This is a genomic window from Mesorhizobium sp. M2E.F.Ca.ET.219.01.1.1, assembly GCF_004016445.2.
GTDB lineage: Bacteria > Pseudomonadota > Alphaproteobacteria > Rhizobiales > Rhizobiaceae > Mesorhizobium.
In genome coordinates this window covers 1-23,366 of sequence record NZ_SADT02000001.1, presented here as the reverse complement: position 1 = coordinate 23,366, position 23,366 = coordinate 1, and the positions used below count along the sequence as shown (strand labels likewise).

General features: G+C 59.7%; 9 protein-coding genes, 1 tRNA gene, 1 rRNA gene and 2 pseudogenes. 3 read left to right on the top strand and 10 right to left on the bottom strand.

The annotated features are described in order from the left end of the window. Positions 1-461: 461 nt before the first annotated feature. Positions 462-1,508 carry a hypothetical protein gene (locus EN862_RS00070; protein ID WP_189401047.1) on the bottom strand — a complete coding sequence of 349 codons (1,047 nt, stop codon included), beginning with the start codon at positions 1,506-1,508 and terminating at the stop codon, positions 462-464. 349 nt (positions 1,509-1,857) lie between these two features. On the opposite strand from EN862_RS00070, the gene EN862_RS00065 reads away from it, so the two are divergent. After that, the gene (locus EN862_RS00065) at positions 1,858-3,927 is read left to right on the top strand and encodes a hypothetical protein (protein ID WP_127868887.1); all 2,070 of its coding nucleotides are present in this window, start codon (positions 1,858-1,860) and stop codon (positions 3,925-3,927) included. Positions 3,928-4,043: 116 nt separating this feature from the next. Continuing rightward, positions 4,044-4,647, top strand: a pseudogene (locus EN862_RS00060) (integrase core domain-containing protein); the annotation flags it as partial. Positions 4,648-4,685: 38 nt separating this feature from the next. On the opposite strand, the gene EN862_RS00050 reads toward EN862_RS00060, so the two are convergent. From EN862_RS00050 to EN862_RS00025, 6 genes and pseudogenes are all read right to left on the bottom strand, one after another. Continuing rightward, complete coding sequence (locus EN862_RS00050; RefSeq protein ID WP_245519451.1) at positions 4,686-5,999, bottom strand: extracellular solute-binding protein; 1,314 nt, start codon at positions 5,997-5,999, stop codon at positions 4,686-4,688. A 13-nt stretch (positions 6,000-6,012) separates the two neighbouring features. Beyond that, positions 6,013-9,396, bottom strand: a complete 3,384-nt coding sequence (locus tag EN862_RS00045; protein WP_245519450.1) for an adenylate/guanylate cyclase domain-containing protein — start codon at positions 9,394-9,396, stop codon at positions 6,013-6,015. 951 nt (positions 9,397-10,347) lie between these two features. Next, a pseudogene (locus tag EN862_RS00040) lies at positions 10,348-10,865 on the bottom strand (transposase); the annotation flags it as partial. Between the two features lie 21 nt (positions 10,866-10,886). Then, positions 10,887-11,657, bottom strand: coding sequence for a hypothetical protein (locus EN862_RS00035; RefSeq protein WP_127868890.1), 771 nt, complete (start codon positions 11,655-11,657; stop codon positions 10,887-10,889). Further along, positions 11,642-14,419 (bottom strand): hypothetical protein, encoded by a 2,778-nt coding sequence (locus EN862_RS00030; protein WP_127868891.1) that lies wholly within the window; start codon positions 14,417-14,419, stop codon positions 11,642-11,644. Before EN862_RS00030 ends, EN862_RS00035 begins: the two co-directional genes overlap by 16 nt. Positions 14,420-14,594: 175 nt before the next feature. Next, a complete protein-coding gene (locus tag EN862_RS00025) occupies positions 14,595-16,118 on the bottom strand; it encodes a hypothetical protein (protein WP_127868892.1) in 1,524 nt (507 codons plus the stop codon). An 800-nt stretch (positions 16,119-16,918) separates the two neighbouring features. Here EN862_RS00025 and EN862_RS00020 point away from each other — a divergent pair. Beyond that, positions 16,919-18,301, top strand: coding sequence for a hypothetical protein (locus EN862_RS00020; RefSeq protein WP_245519449.1), 1,383 nt, complete (start codon positions 16,919-16,921; stop codon positions 18,299-18,301). 138 nt (positions 18,302-18,439) lie between these two features. Here the strand turns inward: EN862_RS00020 and EN862_RS00015 are convergent, their stop codons facing one another. The 3 genes from EN862_RS00015 to rrf form a co-directional block, all read right to left on the bottom strand. Beyond that, positions 18,440-22,645, bottom strand: coding sequence for a hypothetical protein (locus EN862_RS00015; protein WP_245519448.1), 4,206 nt, complete (start codon positions 22,643-22,645; stop codon positions 18,440-18,442). 335 nt (positions 22,646-22,980) lie between these two features. Beyond that, positions 22,981-23,057: transfer RNA gene (locus tag EN862_RS00010), tRNA-Met, on the bottom strand. 200 nt (positions 23,058-23,257) lie between these two features. Beyond that, positions 23,258-23,366: ribosomal RNA gene (gene rrf, locus EN862_RS00005) — 5S ribosomal RNA — on the bottom strand; the annotation flags it as partial.

Sequence of the window (23,366 nt, the reverse complement as noted above, 5' to 3'; positions counted from 1 at the left end):
TGCCCGCATCCGCGGGCAGGCCACCACGCAGTGTGTCATCGATGGCGGAGGCCAAATCGGTCCGACTTCCGTTGCCCTGACCAATCGATTTTCATCGTCCCTGACGTGTCCGCAAAGATCGATGTGCAGGGCACCCGTTCCGCAGACGAGGTATTCTCCACTGCCCGAAGAGGTGTCCCTCTACTTCATCGCCTCGCCCACGATTGCCGGCGGCAAGATCGAGGTCGAGACCTGTACGATCACGTCGATGGCACCCACGTCCCAAGGATTTCGTGCACCGGGATGGGCGGATGCAAAAATTGGCGCGATTGAGAACTTGCACGCGCGACGCTAGTCTGAAGGTGCCATGTTCTGATCGCCCGGGCTGTTGTAATCGTCCTCGTCAAATCCACCTTACACAGCAATGGCTCCATTGATCGGCGGTGTTGTCGGCTCGGGCCGGACCTCAGCGTTTGTCCACCTCACCGGCTTAGCAACAGCCCACGCGGGCTCGCGCCACTGGTATTGGAGCCGATGGCGCAGATCTGCCCCTGCTCGTTGACTCCGGTGGCGTTGTCGATATGCCAGTCGGGGTCACTGATCATCGCGTTGAGATCCTGAAAGCCGCTGACAGTGTCATAGACAAAGCCCGAGGACGGACCGCCGGGCGTTGGCCAGAACCGGCCCACAACCATCACCCCGCTTGGCACCTCTGCGGCCGCGCGGGCTTCGCTTTCCACCGCGCTCAACGGGATCGTCGGAAAATTGAACAGCACTCCGACCGTAATGATCGGGGGCGACTCACTGACCCCAGCGACGTTGCCGATCCTCGACACACCGGTGGCACGGGATGCCCCAAAGGACCTGCCGGTGAATGGATCAACCACCAAAGTGCCGAGCGGCGTCAGCGCCCCCGATACGACATCGTAGCTGAACGCCTGCTGCATGGAGTTGCCCAGCGGGTCGAAAAAAGTCGCGCGCCCGCCCATCAAGCGATCGCCGATGGCGAGTCCCTCGCTGGGGGCGTTGGAGGGCAGCACGTCGGTCAACACCTGTCCGATGCCGGGCTGACGCAGAAACGCCTTTTTGACGCCGTTTGCATCGTCGGCGGTTCCAACGATCTGACCCGCGCCATTTATGCCGTAGGCGCTGCTTGTCCCAAGCGACACGCCAGTGACGGGGTCATAGTCGAAGGTGCCCAGATCGACGAGAAAAGAGTCGCCTGGCGTGTAGCTGAAAGCGCGATCGACCGGGTTGTTGTTGAAATCGACGGTCGAGCAAACCCCCACTACGATACGTTGCGAATTGATCCCAAGGGGCTGTGAGCTCGAGACCGGTCGCAAACCCGGCGAGATCTCGGCAGGAAGGGCATACTCATTGCCGGTGAGACCGTTCGGCGTATCCGGGATCCAGACCAGTCCGGGGCTATTGAGGGCGCTGGCGACAACCACCCCTTCGGTGCTGATCGCCCAGGCTTCGCTCGCACCAAACTGCGTACTCGAAAACAGATCGATGACGTTGAGATTCATTGTCACCCCCTCGGATTGAAGTAAATATCGATCGAAGTTGTTCTGACGTGACGACAGGCAATTGCGTTGTGTTGCTGCGACCTTCCTCCGGGCGCGGGCACAATTAGCCAGACGGCGAACCAACGACATCCAAGTCAGTGGCTGGTTTCAGCCGCCCAAATCAGTATCGTAGAATGCAAACAGGAATTGTGCTTTTCACTATGACAGCAGGGTGAGACCTTGCCAATGAGAAGTTCAACTGAGCTCGGGGCAGCGTTGTGTTCCGAACCATTTTTTGACAACGCCCCACGCTTTACTGGTTCATTGCAGGTGCGCGTAAGTCGTTTGAGGCGCACAGAAGGAGGCAATCATGACGACACCGTCCCGTAGTCTGATCCGTGCCCTGATCGTGCTCGCGAGTTGCGGGGTCATCGGCGCCCTGAGCGAAGCGTCCGCGCAAGAGCCGGCGACTTTCACCAGTCCAATCGACATCACTGGCAGCCGCTTCACGATCGAGGCGGTCGCGCCCGACAAGGACACGGGCGTCGTGGGACCTGTGCAGCAGACCCTGGTGCAGGGCTTTGCGACGCTCGCGGCGACTCCGATCAACCTGCTGTTCGATACGCGCTGGAACGGAACGCCCGAACAGCAGGCGGCCGGGGCGTCACCGCGGCAGGCGTCCTGCGATGGCACGGGCGGAATCAAGGAGACAATCGAGGCCAAGGTCAAAAAGCTCGGTCATACCGCATTCGAGATCACCTGCAACCTTGCAACGACGGGATCGGTGTTCGTGCAACAGGCGCCAGAAGGCCTTTATGTTAGCTATCAGCTGTTTGACAATCATGGCAGCTTCAAGGTCAGAAACGACGTCGCCGATGCTCGCTTCTCACTGACCTTTGCGCTTGAGGTGACGACACTGATCCGCAATGGCGGCACGATCTGTGGGCTTAGTGCTGCAGCCCCTACCGTGTTGCTGCATGGGGTGCAGATCAAACCCGAAAACGCGGGGGCCAGCATTTATGACTTCCTCAATCCTTCGGACCTGACCAAGATGGAGCTCGAGACCGAGGCCAAGGAGCGCACCACATCGATCTCGATCAACGATGTCTTCAAGCAGCTCCAGGACACCTGCAACCGCGGCGATGTGATCTCCAAGGTCATCGCAAAATTCACTGGGCTCGAGACCGACATCAAGCCGCCCAAGGGGGTAACCTTCCGGGCGATTCATCCGGCCATCGCGGCCCCGCGGTCCAATAATGTCGATTTAGCGTCCGGCCGGTATACGTGCGTGGGCGGCTATGTGTGGCGCAACGCCTATCCGGATGACGTCGTGTGTGTGACCCCGCAGCGGGCCTCACAGGTTCAAGACGAGAACGGTCTCGCCAAATCACGGCGCGACCCCAATGGCGGGCCTTACGGCGAAGCGACATGTCTCGCCGGATTTGTCTGGCGGGCGGCCCGATCCGATGACCTCGTTTGCGTGCTGACCGCCAGCCGCGACCTTGTTGCCCAGGAGAATGCCGATGCGGCCTCGAAATGGGTGACGGGCAGCACAGTGCCGAGCCTGACGCGTCCCTCGATCTCGGCTCCGCCGGTTGTGGCGGCAGGAGCGAACTTCAACGTCAGCGGCCAGTTCTTTCCACCAGTTGCTGACCCGACCCGGCTGAAGCTTTCATTCAGTCGAGATACGACCTCCGCCTGCGTCGGCGGCAGCTCGCAATTGGAGGTCACCAAGTCCGGTCAGGTCGCAGCGCCCGCAATCTTAAAACCCTCTAGCAACATGAGCAGTTGTTCCTACAGCTACGACGTTGTCGGTCTGGCCCCGTCGACGGCCTATAGTTTCCGGCTGCGCGACTGCGACTACGTCACCTGTAGCCCGTGGAGCACGCCCTTCGCTACGACGACCCTCGGCCCGAATAATGGCCCCGGACCGGTGGCGATCGTCCTCGACTCCGGGGCAATGCTCGGCACCGTGGCCGCTGATGCGGCGGGAGGGTTCCTGACGTCAGTCCGGTTGCCAGCCGACACGGCGCCGGGCGTGCATAAGCTGACGGCATCGACGGGCGGACGCGGCGACACGATCGAGCTGCGGGTCACGCCGGCGGGCGGCGAGACCGCCACGCTGATGGTGACGATTGCCTTTTTTGGCGATGTCGGCTGCCCGATGCGCGAGCTGGACCCGCCCAAGATCGCAGCGGACTACACCTTTCCACTATTTGGCTCCGGCTTTAGCCCTGGCAAGGTCAGGATCTATCTCGACAGCAGCAATGGCGGATTGAACCTGGGCAGCGCGACAGTGGGCGCCGACGGCACCTTCTGCAGCGAGTTCAGGGCCATCCCAACGGACAAATTGGGCCAGCGCAACCTGGTCGCCGTCCAAGGTGGCACGGAACGCTCCGTCCTGCCCGTCGAGGTAGTCTACGTCCCATCGGTGCACTGAGAGAGCGCCAGCCTCGGCCGCATTTAGGTTTGAACAAGCAAAGAGAGATGCTTTGAAGTTCGGCACAATTGGGACCTGCTGCATGTCGGCGGTCGGTATATTTGTCAGCGTCGCCCCGCGCGTTGGGAACACGGCGACCGATGATCGGTGCCGACCGTGCGAATGTGCGCTGGAGCCTGGATTTTGTATCTGAAGCGTTCACCGACGGTCGCAGATTTCGGGTGCTGGCCGTTGTCGACGACTTCACGCGCGAGTGCCTCGCGTTCGTCGCGGATACATCACTGTCGGGTGCCCGCGTGACGCGGGAGTTCGACACCATCATCGCAACACGTGGCAAGCCGGGTACGATCGTCTCGGACAACGGCACGGAGCTGACCTCGATGGTCGTTCTCCAATGGTGTGAGGCTACCTGCGTTGAATGGCATTACATCGCACCGGGCAAGCCCATGCAGAACGGTTACATCGAGAGCTTCAACGGAAATCTGCGTGATATGCCTGAACGAAACGCTGTTCGCCAACCTTGCCCAAGCTCGAACGGCAATCCAGCTATGGAAGGAGGATTACAACCAGCATAGACCGCATTCGGCAGCCGGCAACGTCACGCCTGCCGAGTTCGCATCGAATGAGACTGGAAAACCTGGCCGCGTGAAGAAATCAACTCTCGGACTCTCCGAAAAATCGGAGGAGACTTGGGTCTCCGGTCAGGTGCACGGCAGATAGTCATCAAATTCTGCCGAAACCGGACTGGCCGAAAACGGCTATTTGCAGCCGTTTTCGGCGATCGTGTTCTTCCAGTCGGCTGCGATCCCGTCGAGTGTCTCCTTTGCCGATCCGCCATTCTTGAGCACATAGGGTGCCAGATGTGCGTTCATCTGCTCGATGAGCTCGGCGTAATAAGGTTCTGCCCAGAAGTCCTTCACCACGAATAGGCTCTGGTAGAAGGCTTCATTGTACGGTGTAGCGTTGCGGAACTTCTCCGATTCCAGAATGTGCGCGTCTGCCGTATAGCCGCCAAGGTCCGCCCATTTCCCCTGCGTGTCATCGCGAACGAGCCATTCAAGGAACTTCCTGGCTTCCGCCTGCTTGCGCGAATAAGAGACGATCGAGATACCTTGGCCACCCAGCGCCGTGAATCGATCTCCGCCCGGTCCAGCTGGGCTCGCGAAGAATCCCGTAACGGAGGCGTTTGGATTTATCGCCGGGTTGGCCAGCGCCGGGAAGAAGGCGAAGAAGTTCATACTCATTGCCGCCAAGCCCCCGGTGATCGCCAGGTCTTCCTCTCGATTGGTGGTATTGCCCCAGTCCGGTGGCGTGAAGGAATAGAGTTCCTTGTAAGCCTCAAGCGCCTTGATGGCCTGCGGCGAGTTCACGATGCCTTCGACTTCGCAAGTGCTGTAGTTCCCGAGCTCGCCGCCATAGCTGAACAATTCGGACATGAAGCCCATGATGAGCCCGTCGCCGTGCTGCTCTGTGTAGATCGCCACACCATAGCGCGGCGGGTTGGCGTGCGGTCGGTAGAAGAACTCGGCGATGTCGCGGAGCTGCATCCAGGTTTTAGGCGGGGCGAGGCCGTAGCCGTACTTCTCTTTGAAGGCCTTCATCTCGGCGGGATCTTCGAACCAGTCCTTGCGGTAGGCCCAACCGACCGCGTCGGCCTCGAGCGGAACAGCCCAGTAGCGCCCGCTGCCCTTTGGATACTCGGAATAATAAGTCATCGAGGCCGGGGTCATGACTTTGGTCAGATTGGTCTCCTTCACGAGATCGGTCAGTTCGACGTAGTGGCCCTCCGTGGCGCCGGCTCCAAGCCATTGCGAATCGCCGACGACCATGTCGTAGGCGTCGGCATGGGCATTGAACTCCATGAACGCCTTGTCCTGGAAATCGGGCCAGTTCACTGTCTCAACCGTGACCTTGACCCCGGTCTCCTTCTCATACTCGTTGCCGAGTTCCTGCAAATAGTTGGCCGGATCCCATTCCGCCCACAGGATCGTCAGTTCGGTAGCAACAGCCCGGCCGCCAGGTGCCAGCAGTGCAACGACCGCCAGTAGGCCGATCCACATTCGGTTGAGCATGCCACACTCCTCCCTAGGGTTGCGCCGTCGCTCCTTGCGGAAGCCGTTGCAGAAGGAATCCGGCTTCCATCAGGTCAGGCGTGTCGAGGCCTTCGTTGAAAGCCGCATAGACCGGTGCGAGCAACTCTCGCGCGTCGTTGTCGCGGCCGCGATTGGCCCAGAGTCCTGCGAGGTGACAAGCGGCTCTCAACTCGGCCAACATCGCGCCCTGCTCGCGGGCAGCGGCCAGAGATTGCCGCAAGAGGTCTTCGGCGGCGTCGCCACGCGGGTTCAGCCGTGACAGCAACTCTGCTTTCGCATTCAACAGCTCGGGCAGTTGATATGTGGAGCCTGATTTGGCGAGCGTGTCGAACGCCTGGTCCAGAACGGCCAGTCCTTCGCCTGCCTCGCCGCGCTCGGCGCAAGCCCGCCCAAGCGCGCACAGATAAGCCGCCTTCCCCATATCGGCGCCGGTCGCGGCCATGGCCGCGATCCCCTCGCGCATCTCGCCAATCCCGTCGTCTAACGCTCCCAGACCGGCAAGCGCCCAGCCGAAGAAGGCGCGAGCCTGCCCCAGAAGAAGCGGGAGGGCGAACTCGGTACACACCGCAATGGCTTTTCCAGTCCAGCGTTGCGCCTCTGCGGGCTCTCGCCGGAGGAGGTGGACAACGCCGAGGGCCATCTGTGCCTGGGCCAAGCTGAGGGGATGCGAGTCGCGCTGGGCCAGAGCGACGGCTTCCCTTGCCTGCTGGATCGCCCCGTCTGGCCTGCCGCATATGCAGAGCATCTGCGCATGGAAGGACCTGCAGCAAACACCGGGATCGTGCCCGGTATAGCCCCACGCGAGGTGGCGATGCCGCTCGTAGTCGTAGGTATCAAGACCAAATCTGACAAACGATTCAGCGGACTCGTACCTGCCGAGATAAAAATTGACGCCCCAGAGCTGATGGTGTGCCTCCAGCAGGTATTCAGAATCGCCGGATGCCGCGGCGAGCTCCATCCCAAGCGTCTTGCACTGCAGCGCAAGAGCTTCGGCGGCGCGCAGGTCGCCCGAGATCGTACGGCAGCCGCTCTCGCCGCGTACCGCTGCAAATAGCTGGACTTTGTCGCCGAGCCGCGCGGCAAGCTCCCGCGCGGTCGAAAATGCCTGCAGGGGCTCCGGGGCGGCCCAACCTTTTGCGGGGACCAGCGCCGAGCCCATCGCGGTCCACAGTGAAACTTCCTGCCTGAGCCGGGTCTCGGAAGCGGGCAGCGACGCGATAAGCTCAAGCCCCTTGGTGAAGTGGGCTGCGGCCTCGCGGTTGGCGGACCTTGCCATGGCGCGCTGCCCCGCCCGCAGCCACCATGGCACGGCCTTACCCGCCAGTCCGGCCAGCGTGTAATGCTGCGCGACAGTCTCAGGTTCGGCTTCGGCGATTTCGGCGAACTCGGCTTCGAGCGCTTCTGCGATCCGGCCATGGATTTGGTGGCGCCGGCTCTTCAACAGACTCTGGTAGGCGGTGTCGCGAACCAGCGCATGCTTGAACGTATAGGTCGCCTCCGGCGCTACGCCGCTGCGAAAAACCAGCTCGGCCCGTTCGAGCTGGCGGAGCGCATCGTCAAGCCGCGCATGGTCCGTACCGCTCACCGCTGCGAGCAGCCGGTGGCTGAAGATGCGCCCGATACAGGCGCCGATCTGAGCCGTTTCTTTGACCGGCGACAGCCGGTCGAGGCGCGCCATCAGCGAGTCCTGCAGGGTTGAGGGAATTGCCAGGGCGGGCAGCGGCCCGATTGCGAGATAGTGCCCCTCGGCCTCCTGCAGCAGCCCGGAATCGAGGACCGTGCGGGTCAACTCCTCGACGAACAGCGGCACACCTTCCGTGTTCGCCAGGATCCGATCGGCAATATCGGACGGCAGTTTTCTGTTGCCTGCAACGCGCTCGATGATCGCTAAGCCGTGTTCCTGTTCGAGCCGCCCGAGCAGGACTGTCTCTACAGCCGAATGCGCCTTCCAGCGCGGCTCGAATTCCGGTCGTGCCGTCACCACCAACAAGACGCGCAGACCGTCGACCCGCTCCACCAGCATCCCGAGCCACTCCGCCGTCGTCGGATCTATCCAGTGGGCATCTTCGACCAGCACAAGCACTGGCTTGTTCGCCGCCGACGCCTCGACAAGCCGCAACAACGCCGCCAGCGTGCGCGCCCTCAGCGTCGGCGCGGGCAATCTGGGAGGCTGGTAGCGTCCGCCTGGGTCGATCGACAATAGGATCGCCAGCAGCGGCAGCGCTTCGTCCGTCTCCAGCTGTAGCCTGGCGAACAGTGCCCTGAGTTTGTCGAACCTGCTATCGGCGCTGTCGTCACTGGCGAAACCCGCCGCTCGCTCGAGATGCGCTATGAAAGGATGCAGTGCGCTGTTGGTATGATAGGCGGAGCAGAAGAAGCGCAGCTCGGCGTGTGCTTCGGATGCGACGCGCTCCGCGAGGGCCGCAATCAGGCGTGACTTGCCAATCCCCGCCTCGCCGCTCAGCAGCACGACTCGACCCTCTGCCGTTGCTGAGCGGCGCCAGCGTTCGAGCAAGACTGCCAGTTCACGGTCCCGCCCGACCAGGGGTGCAAGGACGGAGTGCCTCGCTTCGAACCGGCTTTCGGCGGCTGTTTCGCCGATGACGCGCCGGCATCGCACCGGAGAGCCAAAACCCTTCAAAGGACGCTCACCGAGGTCCGAAGTCGCGAACAGCCCCGACGTCAGCTTTTCCGTCGCGTCGGCAATGACGACCGCCCCTGGCTCTGCGAGTGCCTGCAGACGCGAAGCGAGATTGGGCGTGTCTCCGACTACGGCTTCCTCTTGTGCAGCACCTTGGCCAACCAGGTCGCCGACGACGACCAGTCCAGTGGCGATGCCTACGCGCGCGGCGAGCGGCTTGCCGCCGAGAGCGGTCAGCCGGCCGGTGGCGGAAGCAGCGGCGAGGCCCGCTCGCACCGCGCGCTCGGCATCATCCTCATGCGCCTGTGGCCAGCCGAAATAGGCGAGCACGCCATCGCCCATCAGCTTGGCGACGCGCCCGTCGTAGCGAGCGATCTCCTGTGCAACCGCCTGCTGATAGGCGAGGATGACCTCGCGCATGTCTTCCGGGTCGAGCGCCTGCGCAAGCTCGGTCGAGCCGACGAGGTCGACGAACATGACGGTGAGTTGCCGCCGCTCCGCGCGGTATTCCGAAGACGCAGGCGGTGGCTGAGCCGTGGCGGGCCGGAGCCGACCCTCGGCGAGGGCCGCAATGCCGCTGAGCAACTTGCGCCGCTGGCCGATCGACGTGATCCCGAGCGCCGTCAGATCCTCGGCGGTCAGGCTTGGGAGCACTTCTTCATCGATGTCGTGGCTACCGAAGGCGTCGGCATACTCGCCGAGGCCGAGGCTCACCAGCCATGCCCGAACATCCACGTGCCTACCTCCTAGGCGGTGGAGGCTTTGCTCAACCACTATACCGCAAACACTGAGATCGGTCGCGGCTCTTTTGCGAGGGCATCCCAGCTTTGGGAGGTGCGCTATGCTATTACCAGAGGATGTCGCACCCGATCGAACGTCCATCCGGGTCAGCACGTCGGATCCTGAGGTCTGACGGCCGTGTCGACCTTCCCTCTACTCCAAGCGGACAGTCCGCTTCCGGCCCATTGCGGACATTTGGAGGGACAAGCGACGAACGTGTCATTGGTTCGTGAAACATTCACAACATTGCTGGGCCATCGCAATCCGGAAGTTAGCAAGATGCGCTCGCAACCTTCAAATTCCAAAGCCGAATCAGTATTTAGTGAAAAGTCGCACATTGCAGCAAGTACTCACAATGTGCGGGAAGCGATGAGAAACCCAGCAAAAACAACCAACCGACCGCCGCACAATGTGCGCGCTTTTATCTTGCCGTCTTAATCGGTCGAATTTTTCTCGACTTTCTTTCGATCGTCGTTCCTCTTCCAAGCTACGATAATACACCATTCTATGCTCTAAACCACGATCCCGTACTCTTACCTTGAGTTCCGATGCGCCGTGCAGTCTTCCGCGCTCTGCGACGGGGTAGCAGCGCTGCTTATTTGCAGCACGGGAACCATCGTGGCGCACTTTCCATCGGAGTGACGGAGCAGCGTCACAGGCAATCCGGCGCGGTCCGGCCGTCTCGCGATCGAAGCGGCCGCAGGCAAAATAACGTGCGTTCCGTCGTTCCTGATCTGCATCGGTCCTCATCCGCCGGAGCGGATCTCTTGTGTTAGGTGGCGCTCGTCAGCGTGTCGGCGCCATGCGTTTCAATTTCCGTTGCGCTGCTCATCGATGCGCTCCCAGCAGCTGGCGATCCTTGTCATGGTGCGCCGCGCGGCGTCCGCCTGGCTTGTTGCCGGACTCGCCGACATGGAACGTTCCGTCGTTCCACATCGCACGCATGATCACCGCCAGCTTGCGCGCCACGGCGACACAAGCCTTGCGGTAGCAGGAGCGTTTGGCGATCGCCTAGCCCCAGTTCTTGATCTTGTCGGAGCCCTTGAAGCGCGCCATCAGACCCGACGCCGCCTCGTAGACCGAGCGTCGCACATCAGCGTCGCCGGCCTTCGATATGCCGCCCTGAACACGATCGAGGGCCCGACTGTCAGCGCCGTGAGGTCAGCCTGAGGTAGGCCGCGCCGCGCGAGTGGCGGAAGCGTGACGGATCATCGATGGCCGTCATGAACGAAATTACTGTGACGAGGCCGACGCCGAGGATCGCCTAAAGAAGCGTCGGCACAGTTCGCTGCGTGCCACCATTCTGACGACGAGACTGTGCAACCGGCAATACTGCCTTCACTGCGGCGCACGCGCCGATGGCATGTGGCATCCTTTAGCTCCCTCGATAGCGGATCATCCGCCATGGCGCTGCGCACCGCCGTCACCAGGCGCAGCGTTCTCAATCAGGAACCCAAAGATCTGCGTCGCACGCCATACTCGCAATTCGCAATGGCATCGGCGCACGCCTCGCGTAGACTCGACGGCAGCACGTCGAACAGTGTGAGATCGCGTCGTTCGCCGAAATAGAGAAGCGCTTCGCACAGCAACTCCACTGCTTCCACACTGACGCGGTCGCGTGCCCACTCGCCGATCACCGCTATAAGTGAGCTTCGTTCCCAAAGCTCTTCCTCACGCCTTTCAAACCAGTAATCAATCGCGAACCAGGCTCGCCCGCGGGCGACATAGCGCTTCACTTCCCCGTCGAGCGCGCTGAATAGAGCCTGCGAGTTCGACGGATAGTTACCAAACTTGGTCTCGTTGATTATGGGGTCGAGATGTCTCTTGCGCCATTCGAGTGCGCCCAATCGATTGGCCGATTCAAAGAAGGTGGAAACGTAAAGATCACCGTATTGGAGTTTGCTCATTTGGACATAGTAAGGTTCAAGCGCCCGCAGCTGAGCAAGACTGGTTATTCCTTTGCGGCCATTCGTCTTAATGCCCCAATGCGAATCAATAAACGCAAACGTCTGTTCCGGCGCATTCGCTTCGGCGATGGCTGAGCGCGCAAGCGGCAGGGTTTTGGGTGTAGCAAGATAAAGCGCTGTCTGCACGAAGACCGGGCTCGATTTGAGTTGATCCCAGTTACGGTCGATGACTTCCTCAGCAAACGCGTCATTCTCATCGAGGAGCAGCTCAGCCAGAATTGTATCGACGTCGGTTACGCGATTGGCCACGGGCGGATCCGCGCGGCGCACAGGCGCGTTCTCAACGCGGCATCGGCAAGCACCGGGTCGGCTTCGAGAGCGGCAAGCGAGGCAAGTTCATCTCGGGTCGGCGTCTGGCGCCAAATATTGAAAGCGGCCTTGCGATCATAGGCGTTACGTCGTCGATTCCTCCAGACTAATTCAAGCGCTGTGCGCGACTTCGCGCTCAAGGCGCGCCCTCGTTGGTCTGGCGACCATTGCCGTTCCAGCCGCATCGAAAAGGAGTAAAAGCCACCCGTCTTCTCCGCTCGCCGAGACAATCGCGCTTCGAATTGGGCCGCAAAGAGCACTGCTTCGGGCAGGTCCACATGGCTGAGTATCCAGCTCAGACTGCCACAAAGCGCCCGGTCTTGCTTGGCGCGAGTGATGAGAAACGCGACCGCGCTGGGCTCGGGTTTGCGAGCAAAACCGAAGGGTAGGCTATGAAGAGCAATATCGCTACGCGGATTGCTATCGTGGTTGCGCCCTGAATGACGGACCTTGGTAGGAAGCTTGGCCCACGCGTCGCACAGCGCGTCCGCCAAGGGATGTCCGATCGGCGGGCAGCAGCGAAGCCCCGCCCACAGCCACCCTTCGGTAAGAGATGGTGTCTTTGACCAACGCACGGCGAGCGCATCGCACAAGACTGGATCACCGATCTCCCCAGCAAGATTGAGCGCGCCCTCAAAGTGCTTTTCGCTGAGGAAAGCGTCGCTAATCAAAGATGCCAGGTCTGATAGGAATTGCGGATGGCGGGAGAGCGCATGCGCTATCATGCGATCACGCCAGGAATCTCTTGTCACGGCTCCGGAGTTCGCACAGTACGCAGCGGCTGCGTTGGCGCTGCCATTTCGGATTAGAGGCTCATACTGAAGAAGGGAGAAAGGGAACCGCCTGGCTAGGGGGATCACAAAGTCTCCATCGATACGTGCCAGACAGCGCATCGCGTGATGGCGTTGCTGCTCAATCCGATCGGTATTGAAGGCAACGGAAGTGGTCCAATCCTGCGCTAGGTCAAGGATCTGTTGGCGCTGTGTTGTCGTTAGTCTTGAGTCTTGCAAAGCCGCGAACAAGGCGACTGGATTGAACCGAGCTGCCCGGTCAATCGCGGTTGGTAGCGCGGCCAAAGCGGCGCCGATCAGCTCTGTGTAAAATGGGTCCGCCCACATGTCATCGCGCAACCGGTCACTGCTGATCAGTCGAACCATCGCCTGGGTCAGTAGATAATCTCGAACGCGATCATGCCGATAGGCCAAGGTATCGCCACCGCCTTCAGCACCAAGTCGAACAATTCGCGTCTGGTCGATCAGCCTGCGGAGCGCAGCAACTATGTCCTGGTCGTTGGAGAACCAGCGACGAATTTGTTGCCAATCGGGAAAGATCGTCCGCTCCTCGACGACCTTCTCGGCAAGCGCGTCGAGCGCATGTCGGAGATCGCTTGCCAGCAGTCTGTCGTCCGCCGCTTCGTTAATGTTCGCTGTAACGTATGACTGGATTGCGTCGTGTGCGCCCGGCGATTCCCAGTTTTGGTTCAGCCCGATCAGGAGTGGATCGTCACCAAGGGCGCGGGCGAGGTCATCGCATTGCAGCTTGGTGAGTTCCGCACCCGCCGCGAGCGCACGAGCGCCGATTGCCTCGACAGATTCAGCACGCTCGAACCGGTCCACAACGATTGAGCTTTGTACGACCCGATCTCTGAGCCGCATATCCGATAGCCCGGCATTGCCGCGCCAGACCGGGCAGAGCAACCGCCATTGCTGCGTGCTGCCGGCGGTATCGCCGGTGGCCTTCACCATCGCGGACCATCCCAGGAGCCGTTCAATGATCCGGTTGGGATTGGAGGACTGGTTGACGTCCTCAACGATCAGCAAAACCGGCATAGCGGGCGTCGCCAGGCTCAGAGTCATTGAACCGGATGACAGATCAAGCGATGGCGACCAATGCCTAAGAGCGAGCGTGATTGCCTGCTCGATACGGCTGGCCTGTTCGACCCACATATGCGACAGCACGAAAACAATCCCGCCGCTTGCGTGCCAGGCATCGCCAAGTCGGCGCAAGCCGGCACTCTTGCCCAGTCCCGATTCTCCGATGATGAAACCCGCGCCGAGCGTCTCACGCGCGAACCTGTCCAGAACGTCGTCGAGAGCCCGCGGTATCATGTCGGCGCGATCTACGAGCGGCAGATACTCATCCAACGATTGGCGCGAAATGGTCCGGGCTTGAGACGCCGACAGGCGGCTCGCCGGCGTCCCGAAATACTGTTCGCGCAGCCATTGCCCTTCAGGATTTCGATCGAGAAAATCAGCGATTCTGGAGGCTGTCCAAAAGTCGATCCGAAGATCCTTTCCAGCGGCCGCGTTCGCGTCGCGAATAAGCTCCTGGTCAGGATCCGTCGCGCAAGTGAGGACCAATGTAGCCTCGCAAACAGCGCCTCGTGCCAGCTCCTTTTCGGATATCGCGCGCGCTTTTGTGACGTCGCCGCGCTGATCGTCAAGCCACTTGCGACGTAGGTCTTTGCGCGCCGTAATTGTGTGCTGCACCAGCAGGAGACGCCGGCCACCGCGATAGACGCGGATGTCAATTCCATCGATCGGCGAAACAATCGCACGGCCCGCGTCGTTCAGACCGACATGGATCAGCGAGGCATAGTCAGGATCGGCTGCACGCAGGACAGCGGTGACCAGTAGTTCGAATTCTTCCGGAGAGGTAAGTTCGCCTAGCTTCTTGCGGGTCTGGGCTACGAGAGATGACATGGCCGGAAGCCCAAATGGGAATTGATAACGGTCGCCAGCGCTTCAAATGGCACTATGCCGACTGGAAAGGTCGGCCTTTCAGCCCGCAGTGCAGCAAGCGCTACTCCCCTCTTCAGCCCAGAGCAGACCTTCGCTAGATGCAACTGGCTCTTAGGGATGCCGGAGCGGGCGGATTTCATGCGGCCTTTGACGCCGAAGGCTTATTGTCACGCCGTGCATCAATCAAGACCACGTCCTTGTTCCCCTCCAAGCCGAGCTTCTTAAGGATGCCCTTCACGCGCATTAGCTCAGCTGCGGTGAAATAGATGATCGCCTTAATGGCTTTTTTCGCATCACTCGCCGCCTGGTAAATCTCAGCCTGCTTGGCTAGGTTTTGCTCGAGTTTGGTATTCTTCGCCAGCTTCATCTCAACCAAGGTTTTGTCTCGACCTCGACTGATCTTGAAGTCCACCGGCCCTCGGCCGTCATTGGCTTCGGCGCCGGCGTCAGACGGCGTGCCGAACCACACCAAACGATAGAGGACGTGCAAATCCTTCTCGCGTTCGATCGGCTCGCCCTTGTCGTCATAGAAAAAGCGGTGGCCGCCCTTATTTTCGATGACATCCTTTAGGTAAGCCAGGCGAGCGTGCGCCTCGTCGTAGGTCGTCTTGCCGATCTTATAGAAATCCGTTTCCGCCATCAGGACCGATTGGAGCTCCTGCAGCTGCTCGATAAAGAGGTATTCGATCGCGAGGACCTTTTCCTCACTGACATCCTTCGCCTCGTCCCCTCGCATCTCCTTTAGGCGTATGTAGTAGTCGATGATCTGCGGGAATCTCTGCATGGTCGCGACCACTGCTGCCGAGCGCTCTTTTTGAGACGGTTTTTTCTCTCTTCTTGGTCGCCGACGACCCCTTCGAGAATCGGGAGCTTCCTCCACCTTTGTCCTGCGACGAAGCTCTAACTCAAAGTAATTGAACACTGCCGCCCTCAGCTGGGCATCCGGTATGGCCTCGGGGATTTCTTCGAAGCTCGTGACCAGGTCGTCGCGATTGATCCAATTTTCGTCACGGGTAAGCACATCCCTCGGGGTCAAGATCACATAATCGCCGTTGACCCAAGGCAACTTGTATCGGCCGCGAGACCAGCTCTGAGTCTTGTAATTGAACTTCGCCCGGTCAACCCATACGTCGCGCACCGCGTCGACGGGCAAATGTTCTTCCGCAAACTTCTCGGTATAACGGCATAGGAAGTCTTTAATCAGGTTCGTGGTGAAGTCGCTAATGTTATCGCGGCCAACTCCGTTCGACACCAGGCAGACCTTCTCGAGGTGACTGCTTTCGGTGATTTTCTCTGCGCCGAAATCAGAAAAGATGACGTGCAGGTTTGCATGAAGATTCCGCGCAAAATCGATACCGAGGCCAGCACCATCATTTCCCGTCTCGGAGAACCCCAGCCAATTCTGCTTCACCTCGGGAAAGCAGTACCAGTTCCTCAATTGCCCATCGCTCACACGCCCTTCCGCAGCGCGATCTCGCAGGAACACCAGATATTCAATGATCTGCTCATGAAGTGCCACGTACTCTGGCTTTTCGCTATGGAACAGCAGGAACGGATCGACGAACAAAGGCAGGTCGTTGACCACGGAAATGTTCACCGCCCCGTAGTCCTCGAATACAGAATCGTCGAGAGAAAAGTAGTCGCTGAGAAACGTCGCCATGCATGCTCCCGAGGAAGGCATAGATTACGCCAGAAAGGTTCCGCGGCAAGAGAATAGTTCTGTGTCATGCTGCCGTGACCGGGTAGCGTCGATTGTGGTCTCCCTGGGGAATGAAAAACCTTATGTAGCCATGACCCTCATTCATCGATTTCTGGTGCAGCGTGTCCCCGTTTTCAGGAAATCTAGCTAGAAAGCAAACCTTTGCGCCCAGCCTGAAGTGTGCGGTCCTGCGCCAAAAGATAGGCGTCGCGTTTGGCGCTGACCATGGGCTGCGCAGCGTCAAGCCGTGGACATAGCCAAACGCCACAATACTTAGCTATACTGCTGTATTTCGTTATCGCCGAGTCAAACGATGAGGGGCTTTTTTGGATGATTGATGATCTCTCGATCGCAAAGACGGCCGCCTTTTTTTCTATCCGACGCGATCTCTCAGACAAGTCTATTGAGGCCCTGTTTCGATCAATGCGTGCCGCCCACGGCGCGACCCGGCACAACATTTTCCACCACACACGAGAGCATGCAGGAGACACCCGTTGGTCGGCAATCTGCTTTACTTATGAGAGGGCGCCGGGATTCTTGGACGACTCAACCGACGTCGTAGAGACGTTGTGTGGCTACGTGATGCTCGTCGAATATCGGAACTACCTTGCCGTGTTCTCGTCACGACTGAGCATACCGGCGCACTTCAAGACGAAACACCTCGCGCCGGTATCAATTAGTCGGGTCGAACGCGCTATTGCCAAGCAGAACGCTGTTTCCAGAAGATGCGCACGCGCAACATGTCCATCTCGCGATACGCCATGCGCTCCAAGATGGTTGAGGCTCCCGATCTCTCCAATGTCGTCGGCCCGGCCGGCAGCCGTAGGCAGGCGCCGCAGACCTACAGCGTCGCTGTGGACGGCACACACATGACCGCAACTCCCAGCACGGGGCGTATTGCCCGTCGGTCCGATCGGGCAGGGTACGAGGAGATCATCGGGTTCGCCGAGGAGATGATCGACGCCCTACGCGCTGACGCCGGGGAAGTCTCTGCTTTTCTGCGGACCTTTGCGCGACCCACGACTTTAGTCGATGCGCTCTCCCTCGCACAACCAGCGGCGCTCGGCATCGACACGACGCGATTGACTGACGCTGCAACGGGCGATGCACCAGCAATCCGGATTGTTCACGCCGGGGATAACCCCACCCCGCTAACCATCGCCGAGCTTAACATTCTCATCGAACAACTCGACCGGCCGCTAGATATCAACGGAGACGATAAGCTGCGATACGCGACACTGCCTGACACCGAGGAGCAGGTAGCTTCACTCAGCCTCAACAAGACCCGCATTGCACTTCGTTCGCTAGATCTACCCCCAGCGGCCACAGTTGAAGTCGAGTCAACGGCCTTTCCGTTGGGCGAAGATCCCGACCGCCAGCCCCTGTACCGCTACCTTGACGAGAACGACGCCATCATTGTGTTGTTCGACGACGTGCGCCTCGCGTACATCGACGGGATAGTTTTCCGTGACGAGACACTGCGGGACGGTGGCGCAGCTTTTTTGCGCTACCTACGTGCGGAGCCCAGCTTGAACGGAGTTGAGACCGAGAAGGGAAAGTTTGCTGCAGCCAAAACGGCGTTTGACGCCGACTCTACATTTGGTGTCGTTGTCGACCACCTGGCGGCCGCCGACACAATTCTCGTCTGCGATGATCTCGATGACGAATGGGCGGACTTCATCGGCCTGAGGACGGATGGCGCGCTCACCCAAATCACCTTTTATCACGCCAAAGCTGGCGACTTGTCCCTGGGCGCGGGACAATTCCACATCGCAGTGAGCCAAGCGCTCAAAAATTTAGGGAACATGACCTTTCCGGCCGAGCGAATGGACGCCAAGATTGAACGTTGGTCGAACCTCTATAACAACGATGGGCACGCTACACAGATATCTCGGACGATCAGGACTAACACGCCGGATCTCGGCGAGGCGATTGCGCAGGCGAGATCCGCTCCGGATGCCATTCGGCGTGCGGTCATTGTCACCTCATCGCTGAGCAAACAGGCTGTGACAAATGTACTCAACAATGCGCAGAACGGCATAAGGCCGAGGCCGTCCTTCGTTCAAATGTACTGGCTGCTGCAGTCCTTTTTCTCGGACTGCGCCGAGGCTGGGGTGTCCGGCTCGATCGTCTGCCGACCCTAAGGACGTCCGATTTGGCGCCGGAAGTGGAACTTCGTTTCGCTCGCGAACATTGAGATCAGGCATCGGCATCCTCGCGGATCTTCGCCCCGCGCCTGACAACACGCGGCGACAGCGCGCAACAGGTCAAAGCTGTAAGAATCAGCTGCCGTCTTCGGCGTCGGGATCGGATACTAAGATCGGCCACGGCTTGCCGGATGGCAAATCGGGATGGCGCGGCTCGTCTTCGGGCGCACCGTTTTCGTCGCGAACGCGGTCTATTTCACGGAGTGCACGCGCGGCGAAATCATGAAGCCCGCCATCCGTCGTCATAGCCAAGAGCTTCCGTCGTAGTTCAGTTGCTGCGACAGGAAGCACCTCGAACGCGCCGCTCCAGTGTTTAGAGTCAACGTGCTTGGTGACGGCTCTCTCAATGGTTCGCCCTGAGATCAACGAGCGCCGAAGCCTGTTTTCCAGCTCCACAAGCAACAGTACACCGTCAGGGTCATTAAGCTCAGCCACGGCGTTCGCCAGCAACACGAGCTTTGGCGAAACCCCGTGTTTCAACAGACCGTATGCGTAGTTGCGCAGTTCTGAATGCGTACTCAGCAAGCCAGCGATTTCCTGACTGCCGTCGCGTCCGTCGATTTTGCCCTCGATGATCAGGTCGAGATAGCGGCGCGCCGATGTGAGCGTGCCCCGACGCATCACCGCATCGCGCCATGCGTGATTGGCGTAGAAGGTGCCATCATTCTCGGCGAGCTTGAACAGCGCTTCCTCGATCTCCGGCGTTCGTACCCACTCGGTGGCGCGAATCATCTCGTCGAGGAACTGCGGCTCCCGCTGCCGTGGCGGCAACGCCGCAATCGTGTCGGCAAGCTGCGCTGGATGGTCGGTAAATGGCAGCAGAAGGAGCCACGCTTTCAACTGCCAACCTTCATTCAGAATCCAAGTCTGCTTCTTGGCATCATCCAAGACGTCATCGAGCCCGGCTTGCACGACGCCAAACGGGATTGTTTCGCCAGAGAGGATCAGGTTCAGCACCAAATTTGATCGCGCCCCTTGTGAAGCAATCGACAAGAGCGCGCTGATTGTGTCGGAGCGCTCGCCGTGCGGCAGACGCACGGCTTGAATAGCCAGCTTGATCGCGTGCTTCTTCTGCACCTCGGTGACGCCATCGGCGATAAGCGGCACAATCGTCTCAAATATGGCTTCCGCTTCGTTGCAGGTTAGCGTGGCGCGATGGGCGCGTAGCGCTCGCATCTCCTCTACGCGGGTAAAGTCCACGTTTCCACGAAGTCCCCGATCCTTCGTGGGTTCGTTCGCGAGAATCCATTGCGCCTTGAGCACGAGCGCAGCGGTTTCGCCAAAATGCTCATCGGCCAAATAGCTAACCATCAGTCCCGTCGTCTCTGGCGTGCTGATCGCCGTGAACGCTCTCTGATAGATGTTCAGATAATTCGTGCGCGCTTCATTCGTCGCCTTGCCTTGCCAGTGTTCAGCCTCGGCCTGTTTGAGGAAGGCTCGGTAGCGGCACAATTCGCTTTCGAGAAGCCGCTTGAGCATCGGTAGCAGCGCGACTGAGGTGAAATGACCGATGAGGTCCGCCATCACGGACAGTTGGCCCCGCGTGCCGCTATCGCCGCTTGCGAGCAACCGTTCAACCCATTGTTCAACAAGCTGCACAACAGCTGGATCCGCTCCCTTCGGAAACGGGCGCCCTCTCTCGCCCTTTTCGTCACGGCGGCACAACAGTTCCGCAAGTACACGGATTTCTTCATTGCTGGTCGCCGCCGCACGCTCCTGGACGGCGGCGACAAGGCTGGCACCGGGCGTGCGCGCAATTTGATCGCGAAGGCTGTAGTAACGGTCGTTCAACGTCTTATCATATTTGCCAAGCTGTCCGATCTCGGCGAGAATGCTGAGCGCAGCATCGATGAGTTTACCGACGCTGGCAGGACCGAGGATCGACGCGGCGGCTGCGGCACGGCTATCCATCCAATCTTGAGCGGACACCACCATATCTAGAAGAGTGTCGTCGTCGATCACCATTCCGGAAGCGGCCAAAATGTCGTCTGCGCCGTAGAACAGCTCGCGTCCGTCGCGCAGGCGCTTCAGCAATCCAAGAGCGACTGCTTGCTCGTATTGCTTTCGGGCGTCGTATATCAACCCGACTTCAAGGCCTCGCTTGAGTTCAATTTCAATAGTCGCGACGAGCGCTGTGAGCTCTGCGCCATGATCTTTGCCATCACGTGCATAAACGATCGCTCGCAGCCGCTCGTAATCGGAAACTTCAATCACGGCACGCGCACGGGCCGCCGCGAGCCGGTCTTGTACAGACTTCTCTTCAATCTCTTCGAGATGGGTCTTTCGGTAGATGACGTTCAAGGTGTCGTCGTCGGCGGTACTCAAGACGTCCGCGACATGGCGATCCGCACGGCGGAAGGACATTGCACCGATAGCTGCCGCCTTCAGTTCGGGGTCAGAATCGCTCTTCGCGATTTGTGTCGCAAGATCGAGGCCGTCCATTCCGCTTCTGTAAGCGATCTCGGAAACAACTGTCGCCCGCACCTTTTGAGGCAGGGCGAGGATGTCTTCCATGGCATTCTGTCCGAGCACCGACGGGCGAAACCGGGGCGCCGCCCGCAAGGCAGGAAGGCTTTTTTGGTCGTTTTCGTTCGTGATAAGTGGCCACACTAGATCTCGGAATTCGGAGCGGCCCGATGTGACCATGAATCGCACGGCACGATCGATCTTCCCGGGGGTGTGCCACCGCCGGACAAGGTTCTGGATTTCCCTGGAAATTTGCGTCCACACAGCTTCCGTGGAGCGGAAAATCATATCCGCTGCCAAGATCGGATCGACGTCGAAGGCGGCGAGGATCGCGACGCCGCATGCCTTCTGGTGCCGCTCGTCGCCGTGCGCCATGCGCTCTACGGCGAAAAGGATCGATTCTTCCCACGGTGTCGAGTTCAGAATGTCGGTTTTGAGCTTTTGACGCGCGTTCAGATCGACCACGCTTTCCAGCATCGCAAGCTCGACATCCCTTGAAGCGTACCATTCTTGGAACTGCTGGTGCTGGAAGCGATAGCGAACAGGTACTCCTGTTCGCACTAGCAGATGGTGGCTCACAAGTGCGTCAAGCACATCACCCGGCTGCGGCTTGATCGTGAGCTGACCGTCGGCGACTAAGAACTCATCCGTCTGCGAAATCGAACGACGAGCGTTGGTGTCCATGATCGATGTGTTGGCAGCGCGCGTTGCGATGACAGCCAAGTCGCTCAAAAAAACGCGCTGCAGACCGTGCGCAACCGCCTTCAACTGCTCCGCATGCTGGGCTTGCCGCTCATGGGCGTCGATGAAGCGGCGCAACACTTCCTCCTTTGTACGCGGGAACGGCTGCCCTTCCGGTAGGGAGAGCAGTGTTGTTAAGTAGAGCGGCGCTGATACGAGTTCGCGCACGCCTGGGGTCCGCAACGCCTCATCGACTAGGCGAACGCCGTACTCCCCCTTTATCTCGCGTGCTATGTCCATTTGCTGCTGTACACTGAGTTCAAGGACAGTCAGCAGTTGGCCTTCAAACGGCACGTCAGAGATTTCCGGACGAGTAGTGACGACAAAGGTCGCCGCGGGCAATTCCGCGCGAAGACTCTCTATTTCGGCGCGAGCTCTGCGCCGCCCCTCACTCCCAAGCTCATTCCAGCTATCGAACATGAACACGACACCCGGCTGCTCGGCAACGGTGCGGAGGTCGGTCTCCGTGAACCCGCTAAACGCGGGCCTACGCAGAATCGCGTCAATGAGCGTGAGGCCTCCGGTCGACCAATCCGAAAGGGAAACAACAAGGGGCGTGCCGCTCGCAGAGCCGACAGAGGCTTCCGCTAACTGAAACAGCGCTGATGTCTTACCTGTGCCTGGAGCCGCAACGATCACCAGATCATCCATAGCGCCCAGCGTTCGACCGAGTGCCCTCGCAAGAACAGGCTCTGGTTGGCCTTTCACCTCGAGCACTAGGCTGACGCTCGTCGACGGCCATTTGCGCGAACGCTTGAAAATTTCAAGGTCGGCCGCCGCCGCCTTTTGCAGACGAGCACCAATTTCTCCAACGGTCGGCGGCATGCTGGGTCCGAAGGAGACTCTGTGGACAATGCTAAGCCACATGTCCTCAGCGTGCTTGCGCTTCCAGCCGTGCAAAACAGTCTCGGAGAATGTGGCATCATCCGAATCGATGGCTTTGGCGCAGTCCTGGCAGAGCCAAATGCCGTTCTCATGCGATTTCCGCTGTTCGGTCGTCATGTCAGCGCGATAGCGACGCGCGCCGGGTCCAGAAGCTGCCGCGCAGATATGAGCGGCGACGCCAATGTCCATGTCTTTCGCGCCATCGCTCGTCGGCGCTGACGTTAAGTGCCTGCAACTTGGATTGCTACAATGATACCTTGCTTGCCTTGCTAGCCGGCTCCTTGTCGCGCGCGAGAAGTCGTCTCTGTTGCCGTTCTTCGCCATCTGCCACAATGCACTTGGATTTTCTTTGACTCAGAACCCATAACAGATTGCATCAAGTCCTCGAACAGCCCTCGCGACGCTTCGCTCTTGAGTACGCCGTTGTTTCGGCCTTGAAGCGGACGCAACATCCTGAGATCCCCATCTTAAAACGCAAAAACCGCCCCGGTTAGACCGAGGCGGTTATTGATTTATGATAAAATTGGTTGCGGGGACAGGATTTGAACCTGTGACCTTCAGGTTATGAGCCTGACGAGCTACCGGGCTGCTCCACCCCGCGTCACCTACGAGCAAGCGTTTGCTTGCGACTACGAGCAAGCGTTTGCTTGCGTTCTTGGACGTAAGCGCAAGCCTGCGGATAGGCTGGCTTACAGATAGGCAGATGGCGCACCAAATGAAAGGGCCGCTTTCGCGGCCCGTGGTCCCGTTGGCGGGCCTTTATCGTAGAGAGAAGATGAGGGTTGAACATGCGTTTAGCAGACCTGGCAGCGACCTACTCTCCCGCGTCTTGAGACGAAGTACCATCAGCGCTGGAGCGTTTCACGGCCGAGTTCGGAATGGGATCGGGTGCAGCCGCTCCGCCATAACC